The sequence below is a fragment of the Staphylococcus sp. FSL K6-0223 genome (assembly GCF_038008285.1).
On sequence record NZ_JBBOYX010000001.1, the window covers coordinates 2,038,663 to 2,063,671 of the forward strand.

The 25,009-nt window shown below is 32.3% G+C and carries 17 protein-coding genes; 6 read left to right on the forward strand and 11 right to left on the reverse strand.

From position 1 onward, the window contains the following. Positions 1–63: 63 nt before the first annotated feature. From MHI13_RS10170 to hxlA, 4 genes are all read right to left on the reverse strand, one after another. On the reverse strand, positions 64–3,354 hold the full coding sequence (locus tag MHI13_RS10170) for a CapA family protein (protein WP_070653912.1): 3,291 nt from the start codon (positions 3,352–3,354) through the stop codon (positions 64–66). A gap of 33 nt (positions 3,355–3,387) precedes the next feature. Continuing rightward, positions 3,388–6,678 carry a CapA family protein gene (locus tag MHI13_RS10175; protein ID WP_242281866.1) on the reverse strand — a complete coding sequence of 1,097 codons (3,291 nt, stop codon included), beginning with the start codon at positions 6,676–6,678 and terminating at the stop codon, positions 3,388–3,390. A 249-nt stretch (positions 6,679–6,927) separates the two neighbouring features. After that, on the reverse strand, positions 6,928–7,476 hold the full coding sequence (gene hxlB / locus MHI13_RS10180; RefSeq protein WP_002488041.1) for a 6-phospho-3-hexuloisomerase: 549 nt from the start codon (positions 7,474–7,476) through the stop codon (positions 6,928–6,930). 1 nt (position 7,477) lies between these two features. Continuing rightward, entirely contained in the window at positions 7,478–8,110 is a 633-nt protein-coding gene (gene hxlA / locus MHI13_RS10185) for a 3-hexulose-6-phosphate synthase (protein WP_002455709.1), read from the reverse strand. A 185-nt stretch (positions 8,111–8,295) separates the two neighbouring features. Between hxlA and MHI13_RS10190 the strand changes: the two genes are divergently transcribed. Genes MHI13_RS10190 through folE2 form a run of 3 tightly spaced genes read left to right on the forward strand, consistent with a single transcriptional unit; the run spans position 8,296 to position 10,243 of the window. Further along, positions 8,296–8,658, forward strand: a complete 363-nt coding sequence (locus tag MHI13_RS10190) for a YojF family protein (RefSeq protein WP_002488035.1) — start codon at positions 8,296–8,298, stop codon at positions 8,656–8,658. A gap of 13 nt (positions 8,659–8,671) precedes the next feature. Next, a complete protein-coding gene (gene bshB2 / locus MHI13_RS10195) occupies positions 8,672–9,337 on the forward strand; it encodes a bacillithiol biosynthesis deacetylase BshB2 (protein WP_049334958.1) in 666 nt (221 codons plus the stop codon). A 27-nt stretch (positions 9,338–9,364) separates the two neighbouring features. Further along, positions 9,365–10,243 (forward strand): GTP cyclohydrolase FolE2, encoded by an 879-nt coding sequence (folE2, locus tag MHI13_RS10200; protein WP_002448890.1) that lies wholly within the window; start codon positions 9,365–9,367, stop codon positions 10,241–10,243. A 50-nt stretch (positions 10,244–10,293) separates the two neighbouring features. Here folE2 and MHI13_RS10205 read toward each other — a convergent pair whose 3' ends face one another. The 5 genes from MHI13_RS10205 to tadA form a co-directional block, all read right to left on the reverse strand. After that, on the reverse strand, positions 10,294–11,916 hold the full coding sequence (locus tag MHI13_RS10205) for a poly(glycerol-phosphate) alpha-glucosyltransferase (RefSeq protein ID WP_070519176.1): 1,623 nt from the start codon (positions 11,914–11,916) through the stop codon (positions 10,294–10,296). Between the two features lie 130 nt (positions 11,917–12,046). After that, positions 12,047–18,880: an SdrD B-like domain-containing protein gene (locus MHI13_RS10210; protein WP_340761056.1), complete on the reverse strand. Its 6,834-nt coding sequence runs from the start codon at positions 18,878–18,880 to the stop codon at positions 12,047–12,049. A gap of 476 nt (positions 18,881–19,356) precedes the next feature. After that, entirely contained in the window at positions 19,357–19,923 is a 567-nt protein-coding gene (locus MHI13_RS10215; protein WP_002449053.1) for an NADPH-dependent FMN reductase, read from the reverse strand. Between the two features lie 27 nt (positions 19,924–19,950). Beyond that, positions 19,951–20,817: an HAD family hydrolase gene (locus MHI13_RS10220; protein WP_070519049.1), complete on the reverse strand. Its 867-nt coding sequence runs from the start codon at positions 20,815–20,817 to the stop codon at positions 19,951–19,953. 117 nt (positions 20,818–20,934) lie between these two features. After that, the gene (gene tadA, locus MHI13_RS10225) at positions 20,935–21,423 is read right to left on the reverse strand and encodes a tRNA adenosine(34) deaminase TadA (RefSeq protein ID WP_017175352.1); all 489 of its coding nucleotides are present in this window, start codon (positions 21,421–21,423) and stop codon (positions 20,935–20,937) included. Between the two features lie 63 nt (positions 21,424–21,486). On the opposite strand from tadA, the gene MHI13_RS10230 reads away from it, so the two are divergent. Beyond that, the gene (locus MHI13_RS10230) at positions 21,487–22,104 is read left to right on the forward strand and encodes a deoxynucleoside kinase (protein ID WP_017175351.1); all 618 of its coding nucleotides are present in this window, start codon (positions 21,487–21,489) and stop codon (positions 22,102–22,104) included. After that, positions 22,097–22,759 carry a deoxynucleoside kinase gene (locus tag MHI13_RS10235; RefSeq protein WP_002449060.1) on the forward strand — a complete coding sequence of 221 codons (663 nt, stop codon included), beginning with the start codon at positions 22,097–22,099 and terminating at the stop codon, positions 22,757–22,759. Before MHI13_RS10230 ends, MHI13_RS10235 begins: the two co-directional genes overlap by 8 nt. Positions 22,760–22,904: 145 nt before the next feature. On the opposite strand, the gene MHI13_RS10240 is transcribed toward MHI13_RS10235, so the two are convergent. Both MHI13_RS10240 and MHI13_RS10245 read right to left on the reverse strand, forming a co-directional pair. Further along, positions 22,905–23,606 (reverse strand): HAD family hydrolase, encoded by a 702-nt coding sequence (locus MHI13_RS10240; RefSeq protein ID WP_070548009.1) that lies wholly within the window; start codon positions 23,604–23,606, stop codon positions 22,905–22,907. A 280-nt stretch (positions 23,607–23,886) separates the two neighbouring features. After that, positions 23,887–24,117 carry a hypothetical protein gene (locus tag MHI13_RS10245; RefSeq protein WP_070548010.1) on the reverse strand — a complete coding sequence of 77 codons (231 nt, stop codon included), beginning with the start codon at positions 24,115–24,117 and terminating at the stop codon, positions 23,887–23,889. Between the two features lie 694 nt (positions 24,118–24,811). Between MHI13_RS10245 and MHI13_RS10250 the strand changes: the two genes are divergently transcribed. Next, on the forward strand, positions 24,812–25,006 hold the full coding sequence (locus MHI13_RS10250) for a hypothetical protein (protein ID WP_017175348.1): 195 nt from the start codon (positions 24,812–24,814) through the stop codon (positions 25,004–25,006). The last annotated feature ends 3 nt before the right edge of the window (positions 25,007–25,009 follow it).

Consider the following 25,009-nt stretch of genomic DNA (forward strand, 5'->3'; position numbering starts at 1 on the left):
TAACACATAAAAAAATCACTCTAACTATTAGTTCTTTTAACTAACAATTAGAGTGTTTTTTCATCAAAGCGGTATATCGTAATAATAATGTTGGTCATAACCTTTTTTAATAGTTTCAATTGAACCGTATTGTTTAAGCATTTGACTACAATGTTTAAACTCATCTTCAGTTAAAAAACGTGGTTGCCAAAATGTTTCTTTATTATTGCTATAAATTGGATAAAGTTTCAAGGATAAGTCATTTTCAGGAGTGATAGTAAGACGTGCAATAAAACTGTATGGAGGTACAAAACGTTGATCATATTCTCCATTACTATTGAATATTCCATTGCCGATACTATACACCACAGTAGTTCGATTAATTTTCTCAATACTTTGCATCATATGTGCACCGTGACCAATAATTAAATCTGCTCCCGCTTCTTCCAATAACTGTGCATATTCACGTTGTTTTATCTGAACTTTACCAAAATCGACACCCCAGTGAGCAATAACAATCACTTTAGCACCTTCTTCTTTCACTTTAGAAATTTGCTTATACAAAGAAGGATTGATACAAGCAACACCAGGTTTATTTCCTATTGCATAAAAATCGTATTCTCTATACATAGGACGTCGATACCAATATGCATTAAATATTGTATATTTTTGACCATTATAGTTAAGTACAAAAGGTTTTTCTGCTTCTTCTTGAGTATTTCCAGCACCTATTGTATATATGTTCTCTGTTTCAAACTGTTTAATTGTTCGATTTAACCCTTCTATGTTGCAGTCCATTAAATGATTATTAGCAAGCGCGGCTAAATGAATATATTCTTTTTTTAAAGCACGAGCTGTTTCTTCCTCAGAAGCATGTAAAACATAAGGTTTACGCTGTCTTAAATAAGCATTATCATCATCAGAAATAGCTGCCTCAAAATTACATATGTTAAGATCTCCTGTTTTTAAGAAATCACGAATACCATCGAAACTGTAATATCGACCTTTAGATGTTAATGCATCATCGATATCTTTTGCTTGACGTTTTCGAGTATAATATTCACCAAAATAAGTATCCCCAATAATGTTCATTTCAAATGGTGATTTCCGTTTCTTACGAATCGAATCACGTTTAGTATGTTTAGGCTTACCCTGTGTCACTTGCATAATTGAATTATAAATTAATTCATCTCTATGAAACGCATTTTTAGCACCTAACACGACCGTAATATATTCTTCACCATTTATTTTAGACAGTACTGTACCGATAGAGTGATTTTGACCGTAGAAGAAACCATGTGTAATCATTCCATAATTAAACAAATTAGATTCAGATTTATAAAACTTATCTTTGAACACATAATTATTCTTTGTTAGCATATCTTTAATAAAGGGATATTTGTTAAATAATAATTTACTTGCTAAATATAAATCATTCAAACTTAATTCTTGTATCTTATTACTTATTCTTCTTCCCGTTATATTCAGTGCACTTCTCGGATTTGCTCCTATTTCCTTAATAGTATCTTTTATATATTTCAAACTATCACTATTACTACCTATAACTGTATTTGCTAGCATTAAAATAGCATTCGGTGAGGAAGTAACAATAGCTGAAGTCAATAGTTGATTTAAAGTAATTTCATCTTTTTTATTTAATGGAATAGATCTTGGATTTTTACTTTCTTTAATTGCTTGTTTGTCAGGCTTATATACATCACTCAGTGATAATTTTTTTGAGAAAATTAAATCAAGAATATGATGAATAATTAAAACACCACCTAATCCTTGGTTTTGAATTACATCTTGATTCCCGATATAAGAAACTTTCTCATTTGTTTTTACACTAAAAGTTGCTACTCCATAACCTTTACTAGGAACTTTGTGCGCATTAACTTTATGGGTAGTATTTGAATTAGCATATAAAATAAGATGTTTTTTTACATTTTTAAAATTACTATTTCTTACTGATCCTTTAATTAATATCAAATCATCATCTTCTATAACATTAGCAACTTCGTATGCTAGTAGTTCTGCGCTTTCATAATATCCACCTATCATACGTTTAGGTAATTTTTTCATAGTATACTTCATTTCTTTACCATGCCCATAAACTAAATCAATATTTGAATTAATTAGTTCTTCCGCAATAAGCTCATGTTGGCGTTTTGCTTCTTTTTCATTCTTATCTAATCCAATTATTCTACCTAAAATCGCAATAGTTTTACCTTTATAAAAACGAGATTTAGTTTTTAAAACTTTAATACCTTCAAGCATTGATATTCCCATTGCATTCCATGAATCATTAATTAACGTATATGTAACACCATTATTTTTTTTGTAATGCTCAAAATTTTGTACACCATTGTTAGGTTGATAATTTTCTAATTTGTACATAATACTTTCAAGTGGGATATCTAATAATTTTATTATCGTCAAAACACCAATAATATTCTCAATCATTGCTTTACCAGATAGAAACGTGTTAAATGATACTGGTTCACCTAATATAGAAGCTTCAACATGAGTATAGTCTTTATACTCCTCAAACCTTTCAATAATCGAGTCTGACTCATTATTAAAACCATAAGTCACTATATTCTTATTATATTTTTCTATCGTACTTTTAACAGTGAAATATTCATTCATATCTCTATTTAATATTACTTTCCCATTATGATGCATACCTTCAGCGATTTTAGACTTTAGAATAGCTGTTTCATATAGTGTTTTATTTTGTCCACCATCTATTGAAGTTATTAATGCTAAATCTGGAATATATGTTTTGGCTATTCCTCCGCTTTTCATCCATAAACTCGATATTGCCATTTCAAGAACTAAATAATCAGGATTGTTAATCGCATTAGCAACCGTAAGAGGCACTCCAGTTCTTGTGTTATGGTTCCCTCTAGTGGCATTAACTGTATGATTTACTTCTAACAATTCATTTAGTAAAGTTTTACATGTGGATTTACCAGCAGTACCAGTAATTCCTATCATTTTTCCTTTAAATAAGGAAAATGAAAATTCCCCTAATTTTTTAATGGCACTATAGGTATCTTTCATAATAAATTGTGGGATATCTTCATCCAAATACTCAATCGGTCTACTGGCTATTACACCACTCATAAAATATTTGTATTCTTCTAAATTTTTATGTGTATCTTCCCATCCAGCATAAATACCAGTATTGCCTGATCCTTTATGCCACGTTTCTGAATCCATAGCTATAAATAAAGTTTTATAGCCTTTTTGACAATATTTCATCATTTGTTGTTTATTAATATCTACATTATCAGCGTACCAGTCTTCTTTTGGCTCTCGATACCAGTATCCTTCCAGTAATTGTTCAATTCGTTCTTTATCATAAACCATAAGTTCTCTCCTATTTAAATTTTACTATTTTATTTATAATGAAATACTAAAATAATACTGTTTATCATGTTGCATTGATACATTAGGTAATGTTCCAAATTTTTTTAATAGAGTATAACAATGATTAAATTCTCTTTTATCAACAAATCTTGGCTGCCATAATGTTGCATGATTATTCGTATAAATTGGATAAAGTTTCAATTCAATTGTATGATTAGGACTCACATTAACTTGCGGTATTAAACTATACGGGTGTTGTATAGTTTCTCTTGTATCATCATCACTATTAAAAATACTCACACCTATATCATAAAGCACAGTTGTTTGGTTTATTTGTTCAATACCTTTCATATTACGACCACCATGTCCAATGATAATATCTGCACCTGCTTTACTTAATCGTTGAGCAAGAATACGTTGTCTTATATCGTTTTCCTTAGTCTGAGTTTTTACTCCCCAATGAGCAATAACAATGATTTTGGTTGTTTCATCTTCTCGTTTTGCTATACTCATCCGTTCATAGATAAATGGATTTAAACATGCAATACCACTCTCATTTCCTATAGCATAACGATTAAACAAATAATAATTATCGGACTGATAAAAGTGTGCATTAAAAATCATATACCTTTGATTATTAACATAAATAACGAATGGTTTTTCAGCATTAATTTGTTTATTTCCTGCACCAATACTATAAATATCATACGCCTCTAATAACTCTAATGTACGATTCAACCCTTCTTCGTCACTATCCATTATATGTGGACTTGCTAATGAAACTAAATTAATATCTTCTTGTTTTAATATTTCAGGTGTGTTTTTTTCATTTGAATATCTTACGTCTTTTAAACGTTGCTCTAAGTATGTGTTTTCAATATTAAATATTGGTGACTCTAACATACATATATTGAAATCCGCTTCTTCTAGTAATGGTCTAATCTCCTTAAAGCTATGTGATGGAGTCCTATGTGTTAAAAAGTTATTTAAACTTTCATCATTTGTACGTTTCACATATGAATCACCAAAATAAGTATCGCCTAATAAATTAATTCTATAAGTTGATTTTCTTATTTTTCTAATATTTTCTAATTTTGTTTTTTGAATATCAGAATTCATTATTTTAGATAATGTTTGATATATCATAGCATCTCTATGGAATGCACTTCTAGCTCCTAAAGCGACAGTAATATAGATTTCTCCATTAATTTTTGAACGAACAATACCAATAGAATCATTGACACCATAAAATAATCCATGCGTAATTAATCCATAATCATATAAATTACTTCTTGTTCTATATGTGCTATTTTTAAACGTATAACTAGAAAGAGATAATATATCTCTTACAGCTGGATAATTCGTAAACAACAAGTTACCTATCATAAACAAATTACCTAAAGTTAATTTTTGAAGTCTACCTTCTACCGGTTCACCAGTAATATTTTCTGCAATAGAACTGTTTATACCTAAAGCATTTACCATACTTTTAACCATTTTCAAACTATTTTCACTAGATCCTAACACACTATTTGCCAACATAATTAATGCATTAGGAGCGTCACTAATGATTGCTGCTGATAAAAGATGTTCCAAAGTAACTTCATCATTTTTTTCAAGCGGAACAGCATTTTTTAGTCGGCTTGCAGTAATCGCTTCATTATCTGGTGTGAAGGTTTGACTTCGGTGTAATTTTTTAGCAAACAATAAGTTTAAAACACGATGTATAATTAATAAATTACCTGCACCTTGATTTTGAGTCACATATTGATTACCATATTGAGCAACTTTTCTTCCTGTTTTCATATTAAACGTTGCTGCACCATATCCCTCACTAGGAGGCATAACATCTTTAATATTTAAAAATTCAATAGGCTGTGCCGCATATTTAATAATTAAATCTTGTAATAATGACCATTCTTTTGAAGAGTCATTACCTTTAATTAAAATATTATCCTCATTTTTCAAAATAGCAGCTGTTACTTGCGCCAATTGATTAACAGATGTATATACCCCCAATACTTTTATTTCAGGCAAATGTTTTAAGCAGTATGACATTTTCTCCCCAAATCCAATGACTAAATCAATATCAGCTTGAAGTATTTCTTCTGCTAATACTTGATATTGACTTTCTTCATTTTCCTTAGTTAATCCGGAAATACCTCCAATAATGGCAATAGTTCTTCCATTTGAAATAATACGTTGTTTATGTAACATGCTGAATGAATCAACCATTCCCTCTATAGTTGGTAAAGCATCGCTATCTACAATATTATAAATATCCCCACTAAACGTATTATACTGAATGGCTTGCTGACGATCTTTCAATGGTATAAAATCTTTTAAATAATTTACTACCCTATAAAGAGGAATATGTAATATTTTTAGAGTGGCAAGCACACTAAGTATGTATCGTAAATTATCTAGACCAGTTAGTTTAGTTTGAAAATCCGAATTTTCTCCTAAAACGTTTGCTTTAATTTGTTCATATTCACCTAATTGTTTATTTCTCATAATAAAAACATCTGAGTTAGGAATAATTCCATAAGTAATTTTATTTAATTTTAATCTTTTTATTTTAGAATAAATTTTTTCAAAATCATTACTATCACTATCTAAAATAACAGTACTATCAACAAACATATTTTCAAGAAGTTGAGTATATAATTCTACATTATTATCTATTGTTTGATTTTTTGTTTCTTCTATAGAAGAAATAATAGCAATATCTGGAATATATTTATCAAATTGCTGTGGATTTGATATTAATGCACGATTGCTTGCATTAGAAATAATATACTCTGTGTGTTCAGATGCGCTTGCTAAAGCTGTTAACATGTTAAGACTTACGTGCTCTTTTTTCTTAATTACTATTTGATTCTTATTTTTTAATAATAGTTCTTCAAATAATGCATTAACCGTATAAATACCTCTATTATTCGTACCAACAGTAGCAATTAAAGTAGCATCAGACATATCATATGAAGTATGTGCTAATTTATTCAATGCCTCATACGTATCTTGTACTACGAATTGGGGTATATCTTTATTAAGTTGTGGAATAGGAGTTTTTACGATAATACCCGAAATATATGGCAAAGCATGCAAAATGGTATTATGAGTATCACTCCAATCATCTGTATTTTTGATATGTGTATTCCAAGTATCATTATCTATTGCAATAAATAATGATTGTCGTTGATAACGATAATCTTCACGTGCTTGAGCATAACTTGCTACAACATTATTAACTTGCCAGCTTTCTGAAGGTTCATTAACCCAATGACCTTCTAATATCTCCTCAATACGCTTTTTATTAAACACCATCATAAAACTCCTACCTTATAAAATTAAAATGTGTCATTAATATTTAATGTAATTGGTATATTTTAACATAATATGTATTATGCATCTTAATCATTAAATTATTACATTTTTTACAAGTTCATAATTCACTATTTATTATATATCTTTTTTTATTGTATATATATATTTATAGTTAATTTTATTAGAATGATACACAAAAATAGGGATTTCTAAATTAGAAATCCCTACTCTCTTAATCATACTAATTTATTCTAAATTAGCATGATTGTCTTGCATTGCTTCTTCATTAATATTAAAGGCATCCATTAATCCAATCACGACACTATCTAAAAAGATGAGTGAAGATTGTTCAAATAGACTACCTAACGGCTGTTCAGAGCCTTCTGCTTCATGTTTCGTTCCTGCAGGTAAAGCAATCACTGTATCAGCGACATCGCCAATTTTAGATTCTTTTTTAGTTGTTATTAAAGCAATTTTAGCACCAACTGAATGTGCTTTTTCAGCTAATAATCTTAGGTGTTCTGTTGATCCAGAACCGGAAATAATAATTAATAAATCATGCTCTTTAATAGATGGTGTTGTTGCTTCACCTATTGCAGATGCATCTTTTCCTAGTTGGTTCAAACGCATTGCAAAGCTATTAGCAACATATCCAGAGCGACCTTTACCAGCTGTAAAGATACGAGATGCGCCAACCACTTCATTTGCAAAACGTCCATAATCATTATCCTCTAGATGTGATAACGTGTTATCTATTTCTTCAAGAATTAAATGATAATTGTTAAAAGTTGGCATTTTATTTACCTTCAATCGCTTCACGACATTGTTTAGCTGCTTCTACAGGATCATCTGCGTTAGCAATACCGCCACCAACAATAACTAAGTCAGGTTCTTCTGCTACAATTTCTTTAATTGTTTCAGGTTTAATACCACCAGCTACGGCTACTTTAGAATTTTTAATGACTGATTTAACTGTACGTAAGCTTTCTAATGGAGATTGTCCTTCAGCTTGTAAATCATAACCAGTATGAACAGCGATATAATCAGCGCCCATTTCATCTAATTCTTTCGCACGTTTTTCTAAATCTTGTACAGCAATCATATCAACTAACAATTGTTTACCATGTTTATGTGCTTCTTCAACCGCACCTTTAATTGAAGCATCTTCTGCAACACCTAAGATAGTCACAACATCTGCGCCAAATTTAATAGCTTGGCTTACTTCATAGTCTGCTGCATCCATAATTTTTAAATCAGCTAACACTTTCGCATTATTGATATTTTCATTTAAATGTTGAACAGCTGGTAATCCTTCATTAATAACGATAGGTGTACCAATTTCTACGATATCCACATACTCTTCAACTTTTTTAGCTAATTTTGCTGCTTCTTCTTTATTTAATAAATCGATTGCTAATTGTAATTCCATTACAAACTTCCTTTCGTATCATTGTCATAGTAATATAGATACCCATGTTAAATATTTTTAAACCTTTAAATCACTTCGAATTATTTTCTTTCATTTATAAATAAATTGAGCATAGATGTACAATTCAGTCGTTCTTTTTAGTAAAATAGATAGATAAACACATTGTATGGTTGCAAGGAGTGAACGTGTTGGAACCCATTAAAGCTGAAGAAGTACAACGATTATTAACTACATTTGAAAACAAACCTGTCTATTTGCATGTTGAAACGACGAATGGTGCATATGCTAACCATTTTGATCAACGTGTGTTTAATGCAGGTACGTTTTTACGAAATATACAAGTCACATATGAACATGCGCAACTAAAGGGCGGAGATAAAGATCCTTTTCGTGTTGGGTTGAAACTTCGTGATGGAGGTTGGGTATATGTGCAAGGCCTGACGCACTATGAAATCAATGATAATAATGAATTTTTAATAGCTGGATTTAATTACGAAGGACAATTGGCTGCAACGATTGAAATCAGTGAACAGCCATTCACAGTATAGAGGAGGAAGATTCATGAAAGATGAAAGACATGTACTAATGATATTTCCACATCCCGATGATGAAACCTTCTCATCTGCTGGGACAATCGCAAGTTATATTGAAAAAGGGGTGCCTGTCACTTATGCCTGTCTCACATTAGGACAAATGGGACGTAATTTAGGCAATCCCCCTTTTGCTACAAGAGAGTCACTACCTTATATTCGCGAAAAAGAATTAGAAGCTGCTATGAAAGTGATTGGTATTACTGATTTACGTAAAATGGGTTTAAGAGATAAAACAGTAGAATTTGAACCACATGAGCAAATGGATGATATGGTAAAAACATTGATTGAGGAGACAAATCCATCAGTGATTATTTCATTTTATCCAAAATTTGCCGTACATCCAGACCATGAAGCAACAGCTGAAGCTGTCGTAAGAACAGTAGGACGTATGCCTAAAGAAGAACGTCCAAGACTTCAACTCGTAGCATTCAGTAATGATGCACCGGATATTTTAGGAGAACCTGATATATTAAATGACATTAGTCAATATAAAGAGATTAAATTACAAGCGTTTGAAGCTCATAAATCTCAAACAGGTCCTTTCTTAAAACAATTAGCTAGCCCTGAAGTTGGCGGAGAAACACAAAGTTTTCTAGAAGTCGAACCTTATTGGACATATCGTTTCGACAATTAAAATCATTAGAGGAGGTACAATAAACGAATGACTGAATTTGATTTATCTACTCGAGAAGGTCGCTGGAAACATTTTGGTTCAGTAGACCCTATCAAAGGTACAAAACCTACCACTAAAAATGAAATGACTGACTTACAAAGTACACATAAAAACTTCTTATTTGAAATTGAAGAAGTGGGTATTAAAAATTTAGTATATCCTGTTAAAATCGATCAATTTCAAACAGCAGGTACATTTAGTTTCTCAACAAGCTTAAATAAAGATGAAAAAGGGATTAACATGAGTCGCATCTTAGAAAGTGTTGAGAAACATTATAATAATGGTTTAGAACTGGATTTCGATACACTATATCAAGTATTACGTACATTACAAGACAATATGAAACAAAATGCTGCGGGAGTAGACGTTTCAGGTAAATGGTTCTTTGATCGTTATAGTCCTGTAACTCATATCAAAGCAGTGGGTCATGCTGATGTTACTTACGGTTTAGCAATTCATAAAGATCAAGTAACGCGTAAAGAACTTACCCTCACAGCTACTGTAACGACACTTTGTCCTTGCTCTAAAGAAATTAGCGAATACTCTGCTCATAATCAACGTGGTGTTGTAACAGTAAAAGTGTATTTAGATAAAAATTCTGAAATGATAGATGATTACAAAGAAAAGATTTTAGATGCAATGGAAGCAAATGCAAGCTCTATTCTTTATCCAATTTTAAAACGTCCAGATGAAAAACGCGTAACAGAACGTGCATATGAAAATCCACGTTTCGTTGAAGATTTAATTCGTTTAATTGCTGCAGATTTAGTAGATTTTGACTGGATTGATGGCTTTGACATTGAATGTCGAAACGAAGAATCCATTCACCAACACGATGCTTTTGCAAGATTAAAATATAGAAAATAAATAATATCCCCTATATTGAGTGAACACATACACTAAATATAGGGGTTGTTTTATTTTTTAAAAGCTTTTTGAAATTGAACATAACCTGAAATATAATGTTCAATATCATCAATTCTGACTCGATATCCATGATGTTTGATAAAGAAACTACCCAGAATACGACTTGGATTTTTAAAATACATTGCTACTTCTGGATAGAAAAATCCAACACGTTGATACTCTGCCCTTGTATAAATCACATCAATCAATCGTTGCTCATCTATTAAATGATGAACGATATGTTCGAAACCTGTTTCCTTAGCTTTCTGTATTAATTTATAAGTTGCCATTAACATTTCTAAAAATGTTGGAAATGTCGTTTCACGTTGTTCAATATAATCTAAATGTGTATTGACATTTTTTATACCAAATTCAAAATATTTTTCTTTAGGATCGATTTGTACTAGTTCATTAGTACAATACCCAAGCCAATGATCATGATACTGCCAATAACGATTTTCTATAAAGTAATTCATTAATTTCTTTACAGTATATAGCCATATCTCATTATGATCTTGTTGATATAATCTTAATAATGCTAAACATGCTTCACCATCATAATAAACAATTCTAAATTTTTCTTTTACTGTCAAATCAGGATAATTTAAAACATGTGTGGTTTCATACGTGTCTTTATTAATCATTGAAATAATACCTTTTGCTACTTTTTGCGCAGCTTTAAGATAACGTTCATTACGATTTACTTTTAGATATTCACATACTGCAAAAATAAAGGCTGCGTTTTGTCCTAATTTAATTTCATTTATATCTTTAGTATCATCGAATACATAACCTTTATTATCATATTCATAAATATAATTATTTATAACATAGTCAATTGCTTTTTCAATAGAATTTAAATCTCTTCCTAAATAGGTTAGCCCCTCTATTAATGCATAGGTTGATGACGAGTGTCTTAACATATTATAAAAGCTAATTTCTTTATCGAAATGTGGAAAATATCCATAATTATAGCGACCATTGTTATATAACATTCCTTGAAGAAATTTAACACCGTTTTGAATTAAATTGTCAATTTCGTCATGTAAATCATCTACTCTTCTCAAACCTTTTTCATAACCTTTTTCATGCAATTCGTATATTTTTTCTTCATCTAAAATTAAAATATACCCTTTAGTCCAAAACTTAATAACTTCTTTATTTTCAAAAAATTGATGAGAATATCCCTTTTTATGCATAGTGTATTTTCTTAAATAATTATTGATATTATCTTCTGATAAAAACATTTGTTTAGTTTTCTTGTCAGGTCGTACAAAAGCATTAGCGTTAATTTCCTCGGGTAAAAAAGTCATGTTCCAATAAGAATCAAAAGCAATACCAAAATCAATATAATTCCGACGTGTTTCAATTAGTTCTTCCTTTACTGAATTAAAAGAAACTGTTTCAATCTGCGTCACAGCATCCAATTTTATCCAATGTGGTACTTCCCCCGATTTTTTCTTGAAATTTTTACAATGTTTTAAAATATCTCTTTCTAAATAACGTAAATTTTTTAAGAGCTTCACTTGAGCTTTAATATTAGGTTTTCCCATGCTTAAAAAAATATATTTCTCAACTTGTTCTGTATTTTTTACTTCTTGTACTAATTCTTTAACTTTAGTTTCTAAACTCATGTTAACCTCCACTCAAATAAATTAATCTTACATATATTATAACAATAATTATTATCTTTATATAAAAAAGCCAGGCCGTTTTAATGACCTAGCTTTCTTTTTATTAGTATCTATCTGACTTTAAAGACAATTATTTATTTTCTTTTTTATTTTTACGGCGTTTGCTAGCAAAGAATAATGATCCTGCTGCAGCGAATAATGAACCTAACAATGTACCATTTGTTTGTTCTTTGTTACCAGTATCAGGCAATTGTTCTTTATCATGTTGTTTGTTCTCTGAACCTGCATCATTGTCTGCGCCTGCATCACTGTCTGCATCTGCATCACTGTCTGCATCTGCGTCACTGTCTGCATCTGCGTCACTGTCTGCGTCTGCATCACTGTCTGCATCTGCGTCACTGTCTGCATCTGCATCACTGTCTGCATCTGCATCACTGTCTGCGTCTGCATCACTGTCTGCATCTGCGTCACTGTCTGCGTCTGCATCACTATCTGCATCTGCGTCACTGTCTGCGTCTGCATCACTGTCTGCGTCTGCATCACTGTCTGCGTCTGCATCACTGTCTGCGTCTGCATCACTGTCTGCATCTGCGTCACTGTCTGCGTCTGCATCACTGTCTGCGTCTGCATCACTGTCTGCGTCTGCATCACTGTCTGCATCTGCGTCACTGTCTGCGTCTGCATCACTGTCTGCGTCTGCATCACTGTCTGCGTCTGCATCACTGTCTGCATCTGCGTCACTGTCTGCGTCTGCGTCACTGTCTGCATCTGCATCTGAATCATTATCATTTGGTGGGTTTGGAATTATATCATCATCACAACCACATGGCACAGTGATTTCAATATTGCCATTTATAACAACAATGATGTTGTTTTCAATATTAGTATAAATATTAGTGATATTCGGTGTATTACCTTGACCATCTTTACCATCTTTACCATTGTAGATGTTTTCACGGCTAACTTCTTTACCATTACCATCTTTAACAATAACCGTTATACCAATTTGTTTACCATCTTTATCAAGAATTGGTTGTTGTTCAATACTTGGTGTCTTACCGTCTTTACCATCATGACCATTAAAGATGATTTGGCGACCCGTTTCATTACCATTACCATCTTTTGTAATAATAGTCACACCGATTTGTTTACCATTATTATCGTAAACTGGTTGTTGTTCAACACTTGGTGTTTTACCATCTTTACCATTGTAAATATCTTGGTGATTAATTTCTTTACCATCACCATCTTTTGTAATAATTGTTACACCAATTGTGTTACCATCTTTATCTTTGATTGGACGTTGTTCAATACTTGGCGTTTTACCATCTTTACCGTCTTTGCCATTTAAGCCATCGGCTACAAATGTTTCGCTAATTAATTTACCTTGACTTCCATCTGGGTTCACTTCGTAAATACGGATATATGATCCTGATTGACCATCTTTTGTACCACGTTCTGTGGCTGCTGTAACTGAATGACCATCTTTGCCATCCTTACCGTCTTTGCCATCTTTACCATTATAGATGTCTTGGCGGCTCACTTCGTGGCCATCACCATCTTTAACAATAATTGTTACACCAACTTGGTTACCATCTTTATCGCGAATTGGTTGTTGCTCAACACTTGGTGTTTTACCGTTTTGGCCATCTTTACCGTCTTTGCCATCTTTACCATTTTGTCCGTTATAAACATTTTCACGACTTATTTCTTTTCCATCGCCATCTTTGACAACAATCGTTACGCCAACTTGATTACCATCTTTATCACGAATCGGTTGTTGTTCAATACTTGGTGTTTTACCGTCTTTACCATTATAGATATCTTGACGGTTCACTTCGTGACCATCACCATCTTTCGTAATGATTGTCACACCAATTTGTTTACCATCTTTATCAAGAATTGGTTGTTGTTCAATACTTGGTGTTTTACCGTCTTTACCGTCTTTACCGTTCTCGCCATTTTCACCGTCTTTACCATCGGCTACGAATGATTCGCTAATTAAATCTCCTCGACTTCCATCAGCATTGATGTAGTAAGTACGGATGTATGATCCTGTTTGGTCACCTTTTGTACCACGTTCTGTAACTGTCGTTACTGATTGACCATCTTTACCATCTTTACCGTTCGCACCATTTTCACCGTCTTTACCATCGGCTACAAATGATTCGCTAATTAAATCTCCACGGCTTCCGTCAGCATTGATGTAATAAGTACGGATGTATGATCCTGTTTGGTCACCTTTTGTACCGCGTTCTGTAACTGTCGTTACTGATTGACCATCTTTACCATCTTTACCATCTTTACCATTTTCACCGTCTTTACCATCTTTACCGTTCGCACCATTTTCACCGTCTTTACCATCGGCTACAAATGATTCGCTAATTAAATCTCCACGGCTTCCGTCAGCATTGATGTAATAAGTACGGATGTATGATCCTGTTTGGTCACCTTTTGTACCGCGTTCTGTAACTGTCGTTACTGATTGACCGTCTTTACCATCTTTACCGTTCGCACCATCTTCGCCGTCTTTACCATCGGCTACAAATGATTCGCTAATTAAATCTCCACGACTTCCGTCAGCATTGATGTAATAAGTACGGATGTATGATCCTGTTTGGTCACCTTTTGTACCGCGTTCTGTAACTGTCGTTACTGATTGACCATCTTTACCATCTTTACCATTTTCACCGTCTTTACCATCTTTACCGTTCGCACCATTTTCACCGTCTTTACCATCGGCTACAAATGATTCGCTAATTAAATCTCCACGGCTTCCGTCAGCATTGATGTAATAAGTACGGATGTATGATCCTGTTTGGTCACCTTTTGTACCGCGTTCTGTAACTGTCGTTACTGATTGACCGTCTTTACCATCTTTACCGTTCGCACCATCTTCGCCGTCTTTACCATCGGCTACAAATGATTCGCTAATTAAATCTCCACGACTTCCGTCAGCATTGATGTAATAAGTACGGATGTATGATCCTGTTTGGTCACCTTTTGTACCGCGTTCTGTAACTGTCGTTACTGATTGACCATCTTTACCATTTTCACCGTCTTTACCATCTTTACCGTTCGCACCATCTTCGCCGTCTTTACCATCGGCTACAAATGATTCGCTAATTAAATCTCCACGGCTTCCGTCAGCATTGATGTAATAAGTACGGATGTATGATCCTGTTTGGTCACCTTTTGTACCGCGTTCTGTAACTGTCGTTACTGATTGACCATCTTTACCGTTCGCACCATTTTCACCGTCTTTACCATCTTTACCGTTCGCACCATCTTCGCCGTCTTTACCATCGGCTACAAATGATTCGCTAATTAAATCTCCACGACTTCCGTCAGCATTGATGTAATAAGTACGGATGTATGATCCTGTTTGGTCACCTTTTGTACCGCGTTCTGTAACTGTCGTTACTGATTGACCATCTTTACCATTTTCACCGTCTTTACCATCTTTACCGTTCGCACCATCTTCGCCGTCTTTACCATCGGCTACAAATGATTCGCTAATTAAATCTCCACGGCTTCCGTCAGCATTGATGTAATAAGTACGGATGTATGATCCTGTTTGGTCACCTTTTGTACCGCGTTCTGTAACTGTCGTTACTGATTGACCATCTTTACCGTTCGCACCATTTTCACCGTCTTTACCGTCTTTACCATCTTTACCATCTTTACCGTTCGCACCATCTTCGCCGTCTTTACCATCGGCTACAAATGATTCGCTAATTAAATCTCCACGGCTTCCGTCAGCATTGATGTAATAAGTACGAATGTATGATCCTGTTTGGTCACCTTGTGTACCACGTTCTGTAACTGTCGTTACTGATTGACCATCTTTACCATCTTTACCATCTTTAGGGTTAGGACCATCAATATATTCAGGTTCTCTATCTGAATACTCTACTTTAAATTGATTTGTTGTAGGATTATATGTGATGTTTGTAACGCCTTCATTATTATCTAAATTATATTCAATAATAGCATCTTGTGGGCTGTAAAGATTATCACGACGGACTTCTTGCCAATAATAGCCATCTTCTTCTAATAATTTTGAATCATCAATACCTGTAAGGTCTGGATTATATCCAAGTTCCTTGTAGAAGACACGATCTCGACCATCTTCACCTTGTTGAACTAACTGAATTGTATTTTTAGTTAAATTTTGATTTTCACGTACAACATTTTTGTAGCTTACATCTTCAACTGTAATTTCATAACCATTATCAATAGCTTTATATAAACCTAAATCATAAGAGTCATCATTACTTTGTAAATCTACTGATACCACTAAACCGTCTGAATCTACTTCACGATTACCAGCATTTTGAGGAGAAACATGGTAATTATCTGGTTTGATAAATTCAATTGTATATTGACCTTTTTCTAAATCATAGAAACCATATTTACCAGCATTATCTGTAACAGTATTAGCAATCGTACGATTATCTTTTTTAAGTAATACAGTTACACCACCGATGCCATTTTCACCTTCATCTTGAATGCCATTTTTGTTTGTATCATACCAAACGCGGTCTCCCACCTGATATTTTTCTGCAGGTTGTTTATAGAATCCACTATCAATAGTCAAATTATCAGCGTCATTAATAACACCAATGGCCGATAAACCATCTGAATCACTTTCATCCGCAGTATCATTATTAACATTCGCGTCAGTTGGAGTAAATCCTGCTGGAGTTTCAAATTCCACTTTATAAGTACCATTAATTAAATTAGTAAATTGATATTTACCAGCATCATCTGTTGTTGTTGTTGTAAGAATATTTCCATCAACATCTTTTAATGTGACTGTTACTCCACTAATACCATTTTCATTACTATCTTGTAAACCATTTTGGTTTGTATCTTCCCAAACATAGTCACCTAAATTGTATCTTTGTATATCTTCTCCATTAGCGCTACCACCAGTTGTTCTAATTATATTCTCGTTATCGAATGTATAATTAATTCTATTAGCACTACCTTCAGCAATGCGATTTAATGCTTCGACTCTTGTACGTATAGGGTTTGTACTATTAGGATTATAATGACCATCTACAGTAATAACATAAGTAGAATCTATATCTCCAAACTGTATATCTGCAATATTACCTCCATTAAAGTAAATCCACTTATCAAAATCAGTAGTAACGTCTGTTAAGTTTGGATCATCAGGATTAATATAGTAACTATCATTTAGTTTATTTGAATCATTAACTCTATATATTTTAAAACTAGTGTTTTGTCTATCAACAACTGCACTTGATCCAGCTCTTCCTCCTTTATCAGGATTATATCCATATACTTTCACCCTAGAATCATTTAATCTATTTTCTAATGGATTTACAATAATAGTTTGTTTATAAGTTGGGTTGTTTGGATTCTTATCGATTTTAGTTATAAATGATGTAATACCTGGTTTATTATCACCTTTCACGGCACCTTTAGGTTTAATTGGTGAAGTATAATCTACATTTATTGAAGTATCAAGAGTTTCATCAGCAACATTAAAACTTACATTATAATCACCTGAGTCAGGTGTTTTTTCTCTATCTGTCCATATTGGTAAAAATATGTTTCCACTAATATTTTTTTTATTATTGACATAATCAGTAAATGTATATGTTACAGTTTTATCGGTAGTATTGTATTTTCCTGTGGCTACTGTATTACCATTAAAGTCATTCAGTGGATCAGTTACCATAATATTATTTTTACTTCTGTAATCGAAATCCCCATCTATTGAAAAATTCTCAGGGTATTTTACTGTAAAATAATCTCCTTGATTAACTTTACCATTTACGGTGAAATTTGAAATTAGAGTTGACGAACCATGATTGTTAGGGTCAAATGAATTATCAGTAATAGCTATATTAGTAGCATTAACTTTATCATTCACATTCGTACCTGAAGTTGTATCAGCAGCAAATGTCGTAATCGCTCTTGATCCTAAATTTGAATCATTCGTCGCATTTGTAGTTGATGCTGCCTTAGGTGTTAGTGAAGCTAATGTCATAAACGGACTATTAAATCCATAATCTGAATTTGTAAAATCCGTTTTTAACGCTTCTGCTACAATTGCATTATTAATCTCATCTTGCGACGCATTTTCTAAATCAATATCATTGCTTACCGCATTTGTAATAGCTTCTTTATTATCAGTATCTACATTTAAGTTACTGACAACATCATCTGTATAAGCTTTTTTGTCTGTTACAGAACTATCATCGGATACGATAGGTTCATTCATTTTTGAAGCAATGGCTTTCTTATCACTTGTTACACTATCGTTTGTTGTCTTGTTATCATCAGTTAAATTTATATTACTTTCTTTGTCTTCATTGCTTGATAGTTCTGATTGTTTCGAATTAGCCGGTTTAGTTGTTGTTTCTTCTGTTGATGGTTGTTCTGTTGTTGCTTTTTCTTCTGTTGATGATTGTTTTGTTGTTGCTTTTTCTTCTGTTGATGGTTGTTTTGTTGTTGCTTTTTCTTCTGTTGATGGTTGTTTTGTTGTTGCTTTTTCTTCTGTTGATGGTTGTTTTGTTGCTGCTTTTTCTTCTGTTGATGGTTGTTCTGTTGTTGCTTTTTCTTCTGTTGATGGTTGTTCTGTTGTTGCTTTTTCTTCTGTTGATGGTTGTTCTGTTGTTGCTTTTTCTTCTGTTGATGGTTGTTCTGTTGTTGCTTTTTCTTCTGTTGATCGTGGTTCTGTTGTTGCTTTTTCTTCTGTTGATGGTTGTTCTGTAACAACCTGATTTGTTGAATTACTTTCTAAACTCTCACTACTAGTTGATGTTGCATCTGTAGTGTTTTCAGCAGCATGTGCTTCTTCACTCGCTCCAAACACTAATGTTGCTCCCACTAAAATAGATGCTGTACCCACAGTGAATTTTCTAATTGAATATTTATTGTGTCTATTCGGTAGAAAATCCAGTCTACTATTTGAGTTTTTCTTCAAATAAATCACTCCCTAATTTTTAATCGTCCTAAATAAGCATTTTACAAATCACTTAAAAAATCATGTAAAATACAATAAAAATTATACATAAATAGATGGCAATTTTAAAGCTTTAATTAAAAATAGTTAACAAAATAAATAAATAACTATTTAATGCCATTTAATTTTACCACATATTTTAAAATTTAAACTTTTTTATTATTTTATGCTTTTTAAATTGTGACTATAAATAAAGTGAATGTTTAATTTTTATCAAAAAATAGTCTAGAATATAAAATCCAAAAAAAGTCGAAGCTTGGACATAATTCCTAGCAAAATAGAGTCCGGGACATAAAGTTTCTGGATAAATGAAAAAAGACAATTTCTATATTATTTCAATAGAAATTGTCTTTTTTCATTCGTCTAAGATAATTATGTCCCAGCCTCTTTAAACTCGTTTCTTCCTTTATAAATGTATTTTTTTACATTATTATAATTTATTTTAAATGTTCGTACGGACTATTATTGACAAATGATACAATTTGATCAACAAATAATTTTGCGCGTAATTGGAATTCTTCGTCATTTAAATACAGTGTGCCGTCTTCTAATTTTGCATAGTCCGAATCATGTGTTGCAATTTGTGTAGGTACAGCAATACCTAATAAACTACGAACAATGACACGTAAATGTGAGAGTGGTTCTGAACTTACGATACCGCCACTGTTACCAATTAAGCCCACTGGTTTCATTTTGACATAATCCATATTAATGTGATCTAACGCATTTTTTAAAATGCCTGAATATGAACCATGATAATTTGGCGTACCAAAAATTAGGAAATCCGCTTCCATTGCTTTGTCTTGGAACGCTTTTGTATTGGCTTTAATTTCCTCTGTTGAATGTGTTGTTCCTGAAAAATCAAGTTGATTTAATGGTCTTTCAGCTAAATCAAAAATATCTACGTCGACATCATGATTATCGAATTGTCCTGTTAAATATTTAGCTAGTGCATTGGTATGTGAACCTACTTGTGCACTTCCTACTACAATAAGTCCTTTCATTTCGTTCTAACACCTCTTAAATATTATTTATTTCTCTTCAGTTAAAACTTTCATAATTGCTTTACCTACACCACTATGTTCATTGGTATCTGTAATCAATTTAGCTATAGCTTTCACTTCGGGCATCGCATTGTCCATCGCAACTGGATAGCCTACGCGTTCAAGCATGGATACATCGTTTAAATTATCTCCTAACGCCATGACATCTTGTAAGTCAATATGAAGTTGATTAGCAATAGTTTCTAATGCAATTCCTTTTTGAGCATCTGAATGCGTAATTTCTAAATTACCACGTGATGATGATGAAACAGCAAGACTTGATATGGCCGATAATTCTTTTCCAATACGTTCAATTTTTTCAAGATCTGGATTAAACGCCAGTACTTTCATTATCAGTTCTCCCGGAATATCTTCAATATCCTTGTAATTATCGACAATTTTGAGTGTCCCGTTATCTATACGTTTTTGAATCCCTGCTTTAATCTTTTCAACATCACCTTGTTGGCCTGCATTTCTTGCAATATCTAGATAGATATCTAAATCACGTGTTGGATCTTCTGTATAAATCCCTCTATTCGTATACACTTGGTAGTACACGTCTTCTCGATCAAGAATCGCTTTAATTCGTTCTACTAATTCATGATTTAAATGAGAGGTATTCATAATATTGAATGATTCATCACGTACTTCTGCACCATTTAAACAAATATAAGGCACTTTTAAATCTGTTTCAGCCATGGGCGTGCTTGCTTCATAAAACGCACGACCCGTTGCAATGACTACTGTAATCCCTTTTGATTGAGCATATTTAATCGCGTTAATATTTTCTTCTGAAATTTCATGTGCTGCATTTAACAGTGTCCCATCCATATCTGTTGCAATCAGTTTAATCATGCCGTTACCTCATTTCATTAGCTCAACTTACAGCTATTATATTTTAGAACATACATATTCAGTGAACACAATTACAAAATTTAAATTTGTTTTACCGCTCCTATTCTAACAAATTTATCATCTTTTGTACGGTGATGTGTTTCTTTTAACTTTTTTAGCTCTTAAATCACGGAAAAATTGTCTCAATAAATTGCTACACGCTTCTTCTAACACACCCTGTTCAACAATTGCACGATGATTAAATTGTGGTTGTTGTAGTAAATCCATTAAACTACCACTGCATCCTCCTTTAGGATCCATCGCGCCATATACAACTCGTGGTATACGACTCATTACAACCGTTCCAGCACACATGACACAAGGTTCTAATGTGACATATAATGTACAATCTTCTAAACGCCAACTTCCTATGACTTTAGCTGCCCGTTCTATTGCTAAGTGTTCAGCATGAGCAGTAGGCTGTTGCAGGGTTTCTCTTAAATTATGGGCACGTGAAATAATGTCGTTATCTTTAACTATCACTGCTCCGATTGGAACTTCACCAAGCTGTCGAGCCTTTTTCGCTTCTTCAATTGCACATTTCATGTAAAATTCATCATTTGTCATATGTGTCATCCCTTACTTATGATAAAATACTCAATGTCTATTTTAACATTTGGAGATGTAATTATGAATAAACCATTTATTGCAATAGAAGGTCCGATTGGCGTTGGCAAATCGTCTCTTACTCATAAAATTAGCCAAACCTTTAATTATTATGAAGAAAATGAAATCATTAATGAAAACCCCTTTCTTTCTGATTTTTATGATGATATTTCAAAATGGAGTTTTCAAACTGAAATGTTCTTCCTTTGTAATCGTTATAAACAAGCACAAGATATTGCAAAAATTAATCAAGGTGTGGTAAGTGATTACCATATTTATAAAAATAGAATCTTTGCGCGCAATACACTTAACGAATCAGAATTTGATAAATTCAATCGTATTTTCAATATTTTAACTGAAGATCTTGAATTACCTAATATGATCATCTTTTTAGATGCTGATTTAGATGTACTGAAACGTCGTATTGCTAAACGTAACCGTAGCTTTGAACATCAAATTGAAGATAGCTACTTACTTAATTTAAAAAAGGATTATTTATCATTTTATGAAACATTAAAAAACGACGGTGCTAATGTGATTTTAATCGACACTTCTGATTTAGATTTTGTACAAAATGAATCAGATTATCAATTGATTTTAAACCAAATTAAACCCATGATAGGAGATATAAAATATGAATAATTACGGTATCCCTCAAAATGCAATTATTACAATTGCTGGAACGGTAGGCGTAGGAAAATCTACATTAACTCAAGCGCTTGCTGATAAACTCAATTTCAGAACTTCCTTTGAAAATGTAGACCATAACCCCTACTTAGATAAATTCTATAATGATTTTGAACGTTGGAGTTTCCACCTGCAAATTTATTTTTTAGCTGAACGTTTTAAAGAACAAAAACGCATGTTTGAATACGGAGGAGGCTTTATACAAGATCGTTCTATTTATGAAGATGTTGATATTTTCGCAAAAATGCATGAAGAACAAGGAACAATGAGTAAAGAAGATTTTAAAACTTACTCGGAGTTATTTGAAGCAATGGTTATGACACCCTATTTCCCTAAACCAGATGTTTTAATTTATTTAGATTGTGACTATGATGAAGTGATTGATCGTATTCATCAACGTGGCCGCGATATGGAAATGAATACTGATCCAGTATATTGGAAAAAGTTATTTAAACGCTATGAAAATTGGATTAACAATTTTAATGCTTGTCCCGTAGTAAGAGTGAATATTAATGAATATGATATTCATGAAAACCCCGACTCTTTAGATCCAATTATCGACAAAATTGCACATATTATTCAAACATATCGAAATGTAGATCATCGATAAAAAAAGAGAGACAGACTTTACTGTCTCATCTAGGCAAGAAGGACTAGAATTAAAAAATGGGTATAAATACATGTTTAATTCAGTCCTTGGCTGCCAATATGTTATAAATGTAGAAAATAACCATTATACTTTAATCTCTTTTTGTTTAATTATTTTGTGTATACTTTTTTAATACTTCTGGTACACTCACAGCTGTTTCAATCACGTAATCAGCATCCACAAGTTCCTCTTTTTTTGCGATACCACTTAATACACCAATGGCTAAACCTAACTTTGCATTCACTTTAGTCTTCATATCATTATTTGTGTCACCTACAATGGCTACATCTTCCGGTTTAACATCGTAATGATCAAAAAGTGGCTTAAGTACTTCAGGATTGGGTTTTTCAGCCGCATGCGCTTCAGTAGAAATGACTAAATCAAACGCATCTTTAGAATGTGTTTCTTCTAAAAATTGCGTCACTCCTTTTTCAGAGTCGCTAGTCACAATACCAATTTTATAGCCTTCTTGTCGTAATGATTGAATCATATCATAAACGCCATCTATCCAGTTATTTTCTGGTTCACGACTATCTACTAATGCTTGACTTGTATCACGCGTCCATTTAGAAACATCTTTTCCTGATTCGTCATTAAACGCATGAACAATTTCATCTAACGATCCTGAACCCATAACAGAATCCGGACTAATCGTATCTTTAACAACGCCTAGTTTGCGAAGCGTTGCTTCTTTATTCGCTACAGGAAATGTTTCCAGGAAACTATTTACCAGACGTACGCCAATTTTTTCCCAACTATGATCAAATTCAATTAATGTACCATCTTTATCAAATAATATCCATTCCATTTATATATACACTCCTTATTTTGTATTTCATTGTAATATACATTGTTCTTTTAAGTATAGTAAAAGAACTGCTTAGCATACGTTTATAAAAAAAGCCATACCTCTCTAGGTATGACTCAACTAAGAATATATAAAACTAGTTTTGAATAACTTTGGCATTAATGCCTCAACGGGAATGAGACTATGTGTAAGGGAATAGTCTCTAAAAATATCATACATCACTTCATTTTTATTTTCTACAACAAGTTGACAAGTATCAACATTCTATTTCATTATATATTTATAATCTTACAGGTGCTATATTAAAAAATTCTACTTTTCCACAGTTTTTGCATTCTGTAATAAATGTTTTAATATTTGATGCTTCAGTATCGTCAGAAACTGGAGAAAATACAAATTTATCTTCATGATATTTAATTTTAGGTGCTATACAACATGTATCACGATGTTTTTTCTTATGAAAATCAGAAAATGTTTCAATTTCATTGTTTGAATATTTAACTTCAGTCATTATCATCACCTCTTATTTAATGTGTTTCAACTTTATCATAAACGATTAAAAAATTGTACACAATTCCTTAATTGTTTACTTTTAATACCTAAATGTTAATTCGCTATAATTTAAATTATATATTAAGAAACACGCTTCTTATTTAGTAACTATATCTAAATAAAAAGCGTGCTTTACTAGTATTTAATGAAAATATATATTCAATTCGATTAGGGGGAAACAATTAATTAATTTCTCGGTTCACCATTTACAAGAATACCACTTACTAAATCATATACTTTTTTAATGAAATTAAAGATATCTAACATGGTTTTCATCTCCTTAAATATGTTTACAACTAATAGTTTAGTACATATTTTAATTGATGGGATATTTCTGCCTAAGTTGATATAATTCATGCTAAAATGTCTTGATTTCCCTATTATTTCATATTAAATGTTGCCTAGAAGTCCAAATTATTCATCAAGTTCCCAAAAAAATGAGAAAGATGTATTGAAAAATAACAAAAAATTTGCCTTATTGCTTTTATATCTATAAGTGGTTTAATTAATAGATAATACAGTGATTACAATCTTCACTTAAAAAATGAATGAACTGATTCATCAAATTCCATAACATATCTTTGTGATATGCTATTGAGTAATTTTAGTAATGATATTCATCATATCATTACTAAAAATGAAAGGATATATTCATGTTAATCGTTATTTTTATTTTATTCGGAATCGGAATTGGATTATTTATATTAAGTTTCTTCTTAGCAGAAAATGAAGGACTCGCTTATAAAACAATTAGCAGAGGATTTTCTGCATTATTTGTATCACTTGGTATATTAGCATTAATGGGGTATCTCATTAATTTTATTTCTTCACATTATTTAAATATCTAATTC

Coding starts and splice junctions, on each gene's coding strand:
- MHI13_RS10170 (WP_070653912.1), bottom strand. CDS start 3,354: ATGGTTTATGATAAAGAACGAATTGAACAATTACTGGAAGGATACTGG.
- hxlB (WP_002488041.1), bottom strand. CDS start 7,476: ATGCCAACTTTTAACAATTATCATTTAATTCTTGAAGAAATAGATAAC.
- hxlA (WP_002455709.1), bottom strand. CDS start 8,110: ATGGAATTACAATTAGCAATCGATTTATTAAATAAAGAAGAAGCAGCA.
- bshB2 (WP_049334958.1), top strand. CDS start 8,672: ATGAAAGATGAAAGACATGTACTAATGATATTTCCACATCCCGATGAT.
- folE2 (WP_002448890.1), top strand. CDS start 9,365: ATGACTGAATTTGATTTATCTACTCGAGAAGGTCGCTGGAAACATTTT.
- MHI13_RS10205 (WP_070519176.1), bottom strand. CDS start 11,916: ATGAGTTTAGAAACTAAAGTTAAAGAATTAGTACAAGAAGTAAAAAAT.
- MHI13_RS10215 (WP_002449053.1), bottom strand. CDS start 19,923: ATGAAAGGACTTATTGTAGTAGGAAGTGCACAAGTAGGTTCACATACC.
- MHI13_RS10220 (WP_070519049.1), bottom strand. CDS start 20,817: ATGATTAAACTGATTGCAACAGATATGGATGGGACACTGTTAAATGCA.
- tadA (WP_017175352.1), bottom strand. CDS start 21,423: ATGACAAATGATGAATTTTACATGAAATGTGCAATTGAAGAAGCGAAA.
- MHI13_RS10230 (WP_017175351.1), top strand. CDS start 21,487: ATGAATAAACCATTTATTGCAATAGAAGGTCCGATTGGCGTTGGCAAA.
- MHI13_RS10235 (WP_002449060.1), top strand. CDS start 22,097: ATGAATAATTACGGTATCCCTCAAAATGCAATTATTACAATTGCTGGA.
- MHI13_RS10240 (WP_070548009.1), bottom strand. CDS start 23,606: ATGGAATGGATATTATTTGATAAAGATGGTACATTAATTGAATTTGAT.
- MHI13_RS10245 (WP_070548010.1), bottom strand. CDS start 24,117: ATGACTGAAGTTAAATATTCAAACAATGAAATTGAAACATTTTCTGAT.
- MHI13_RS10250 (WP_017175348.1), top strand. CDS start 24,812: ATGTTAATCGTTATTTTTATTTTATTCGGAATCGGAATTGGATTATTT.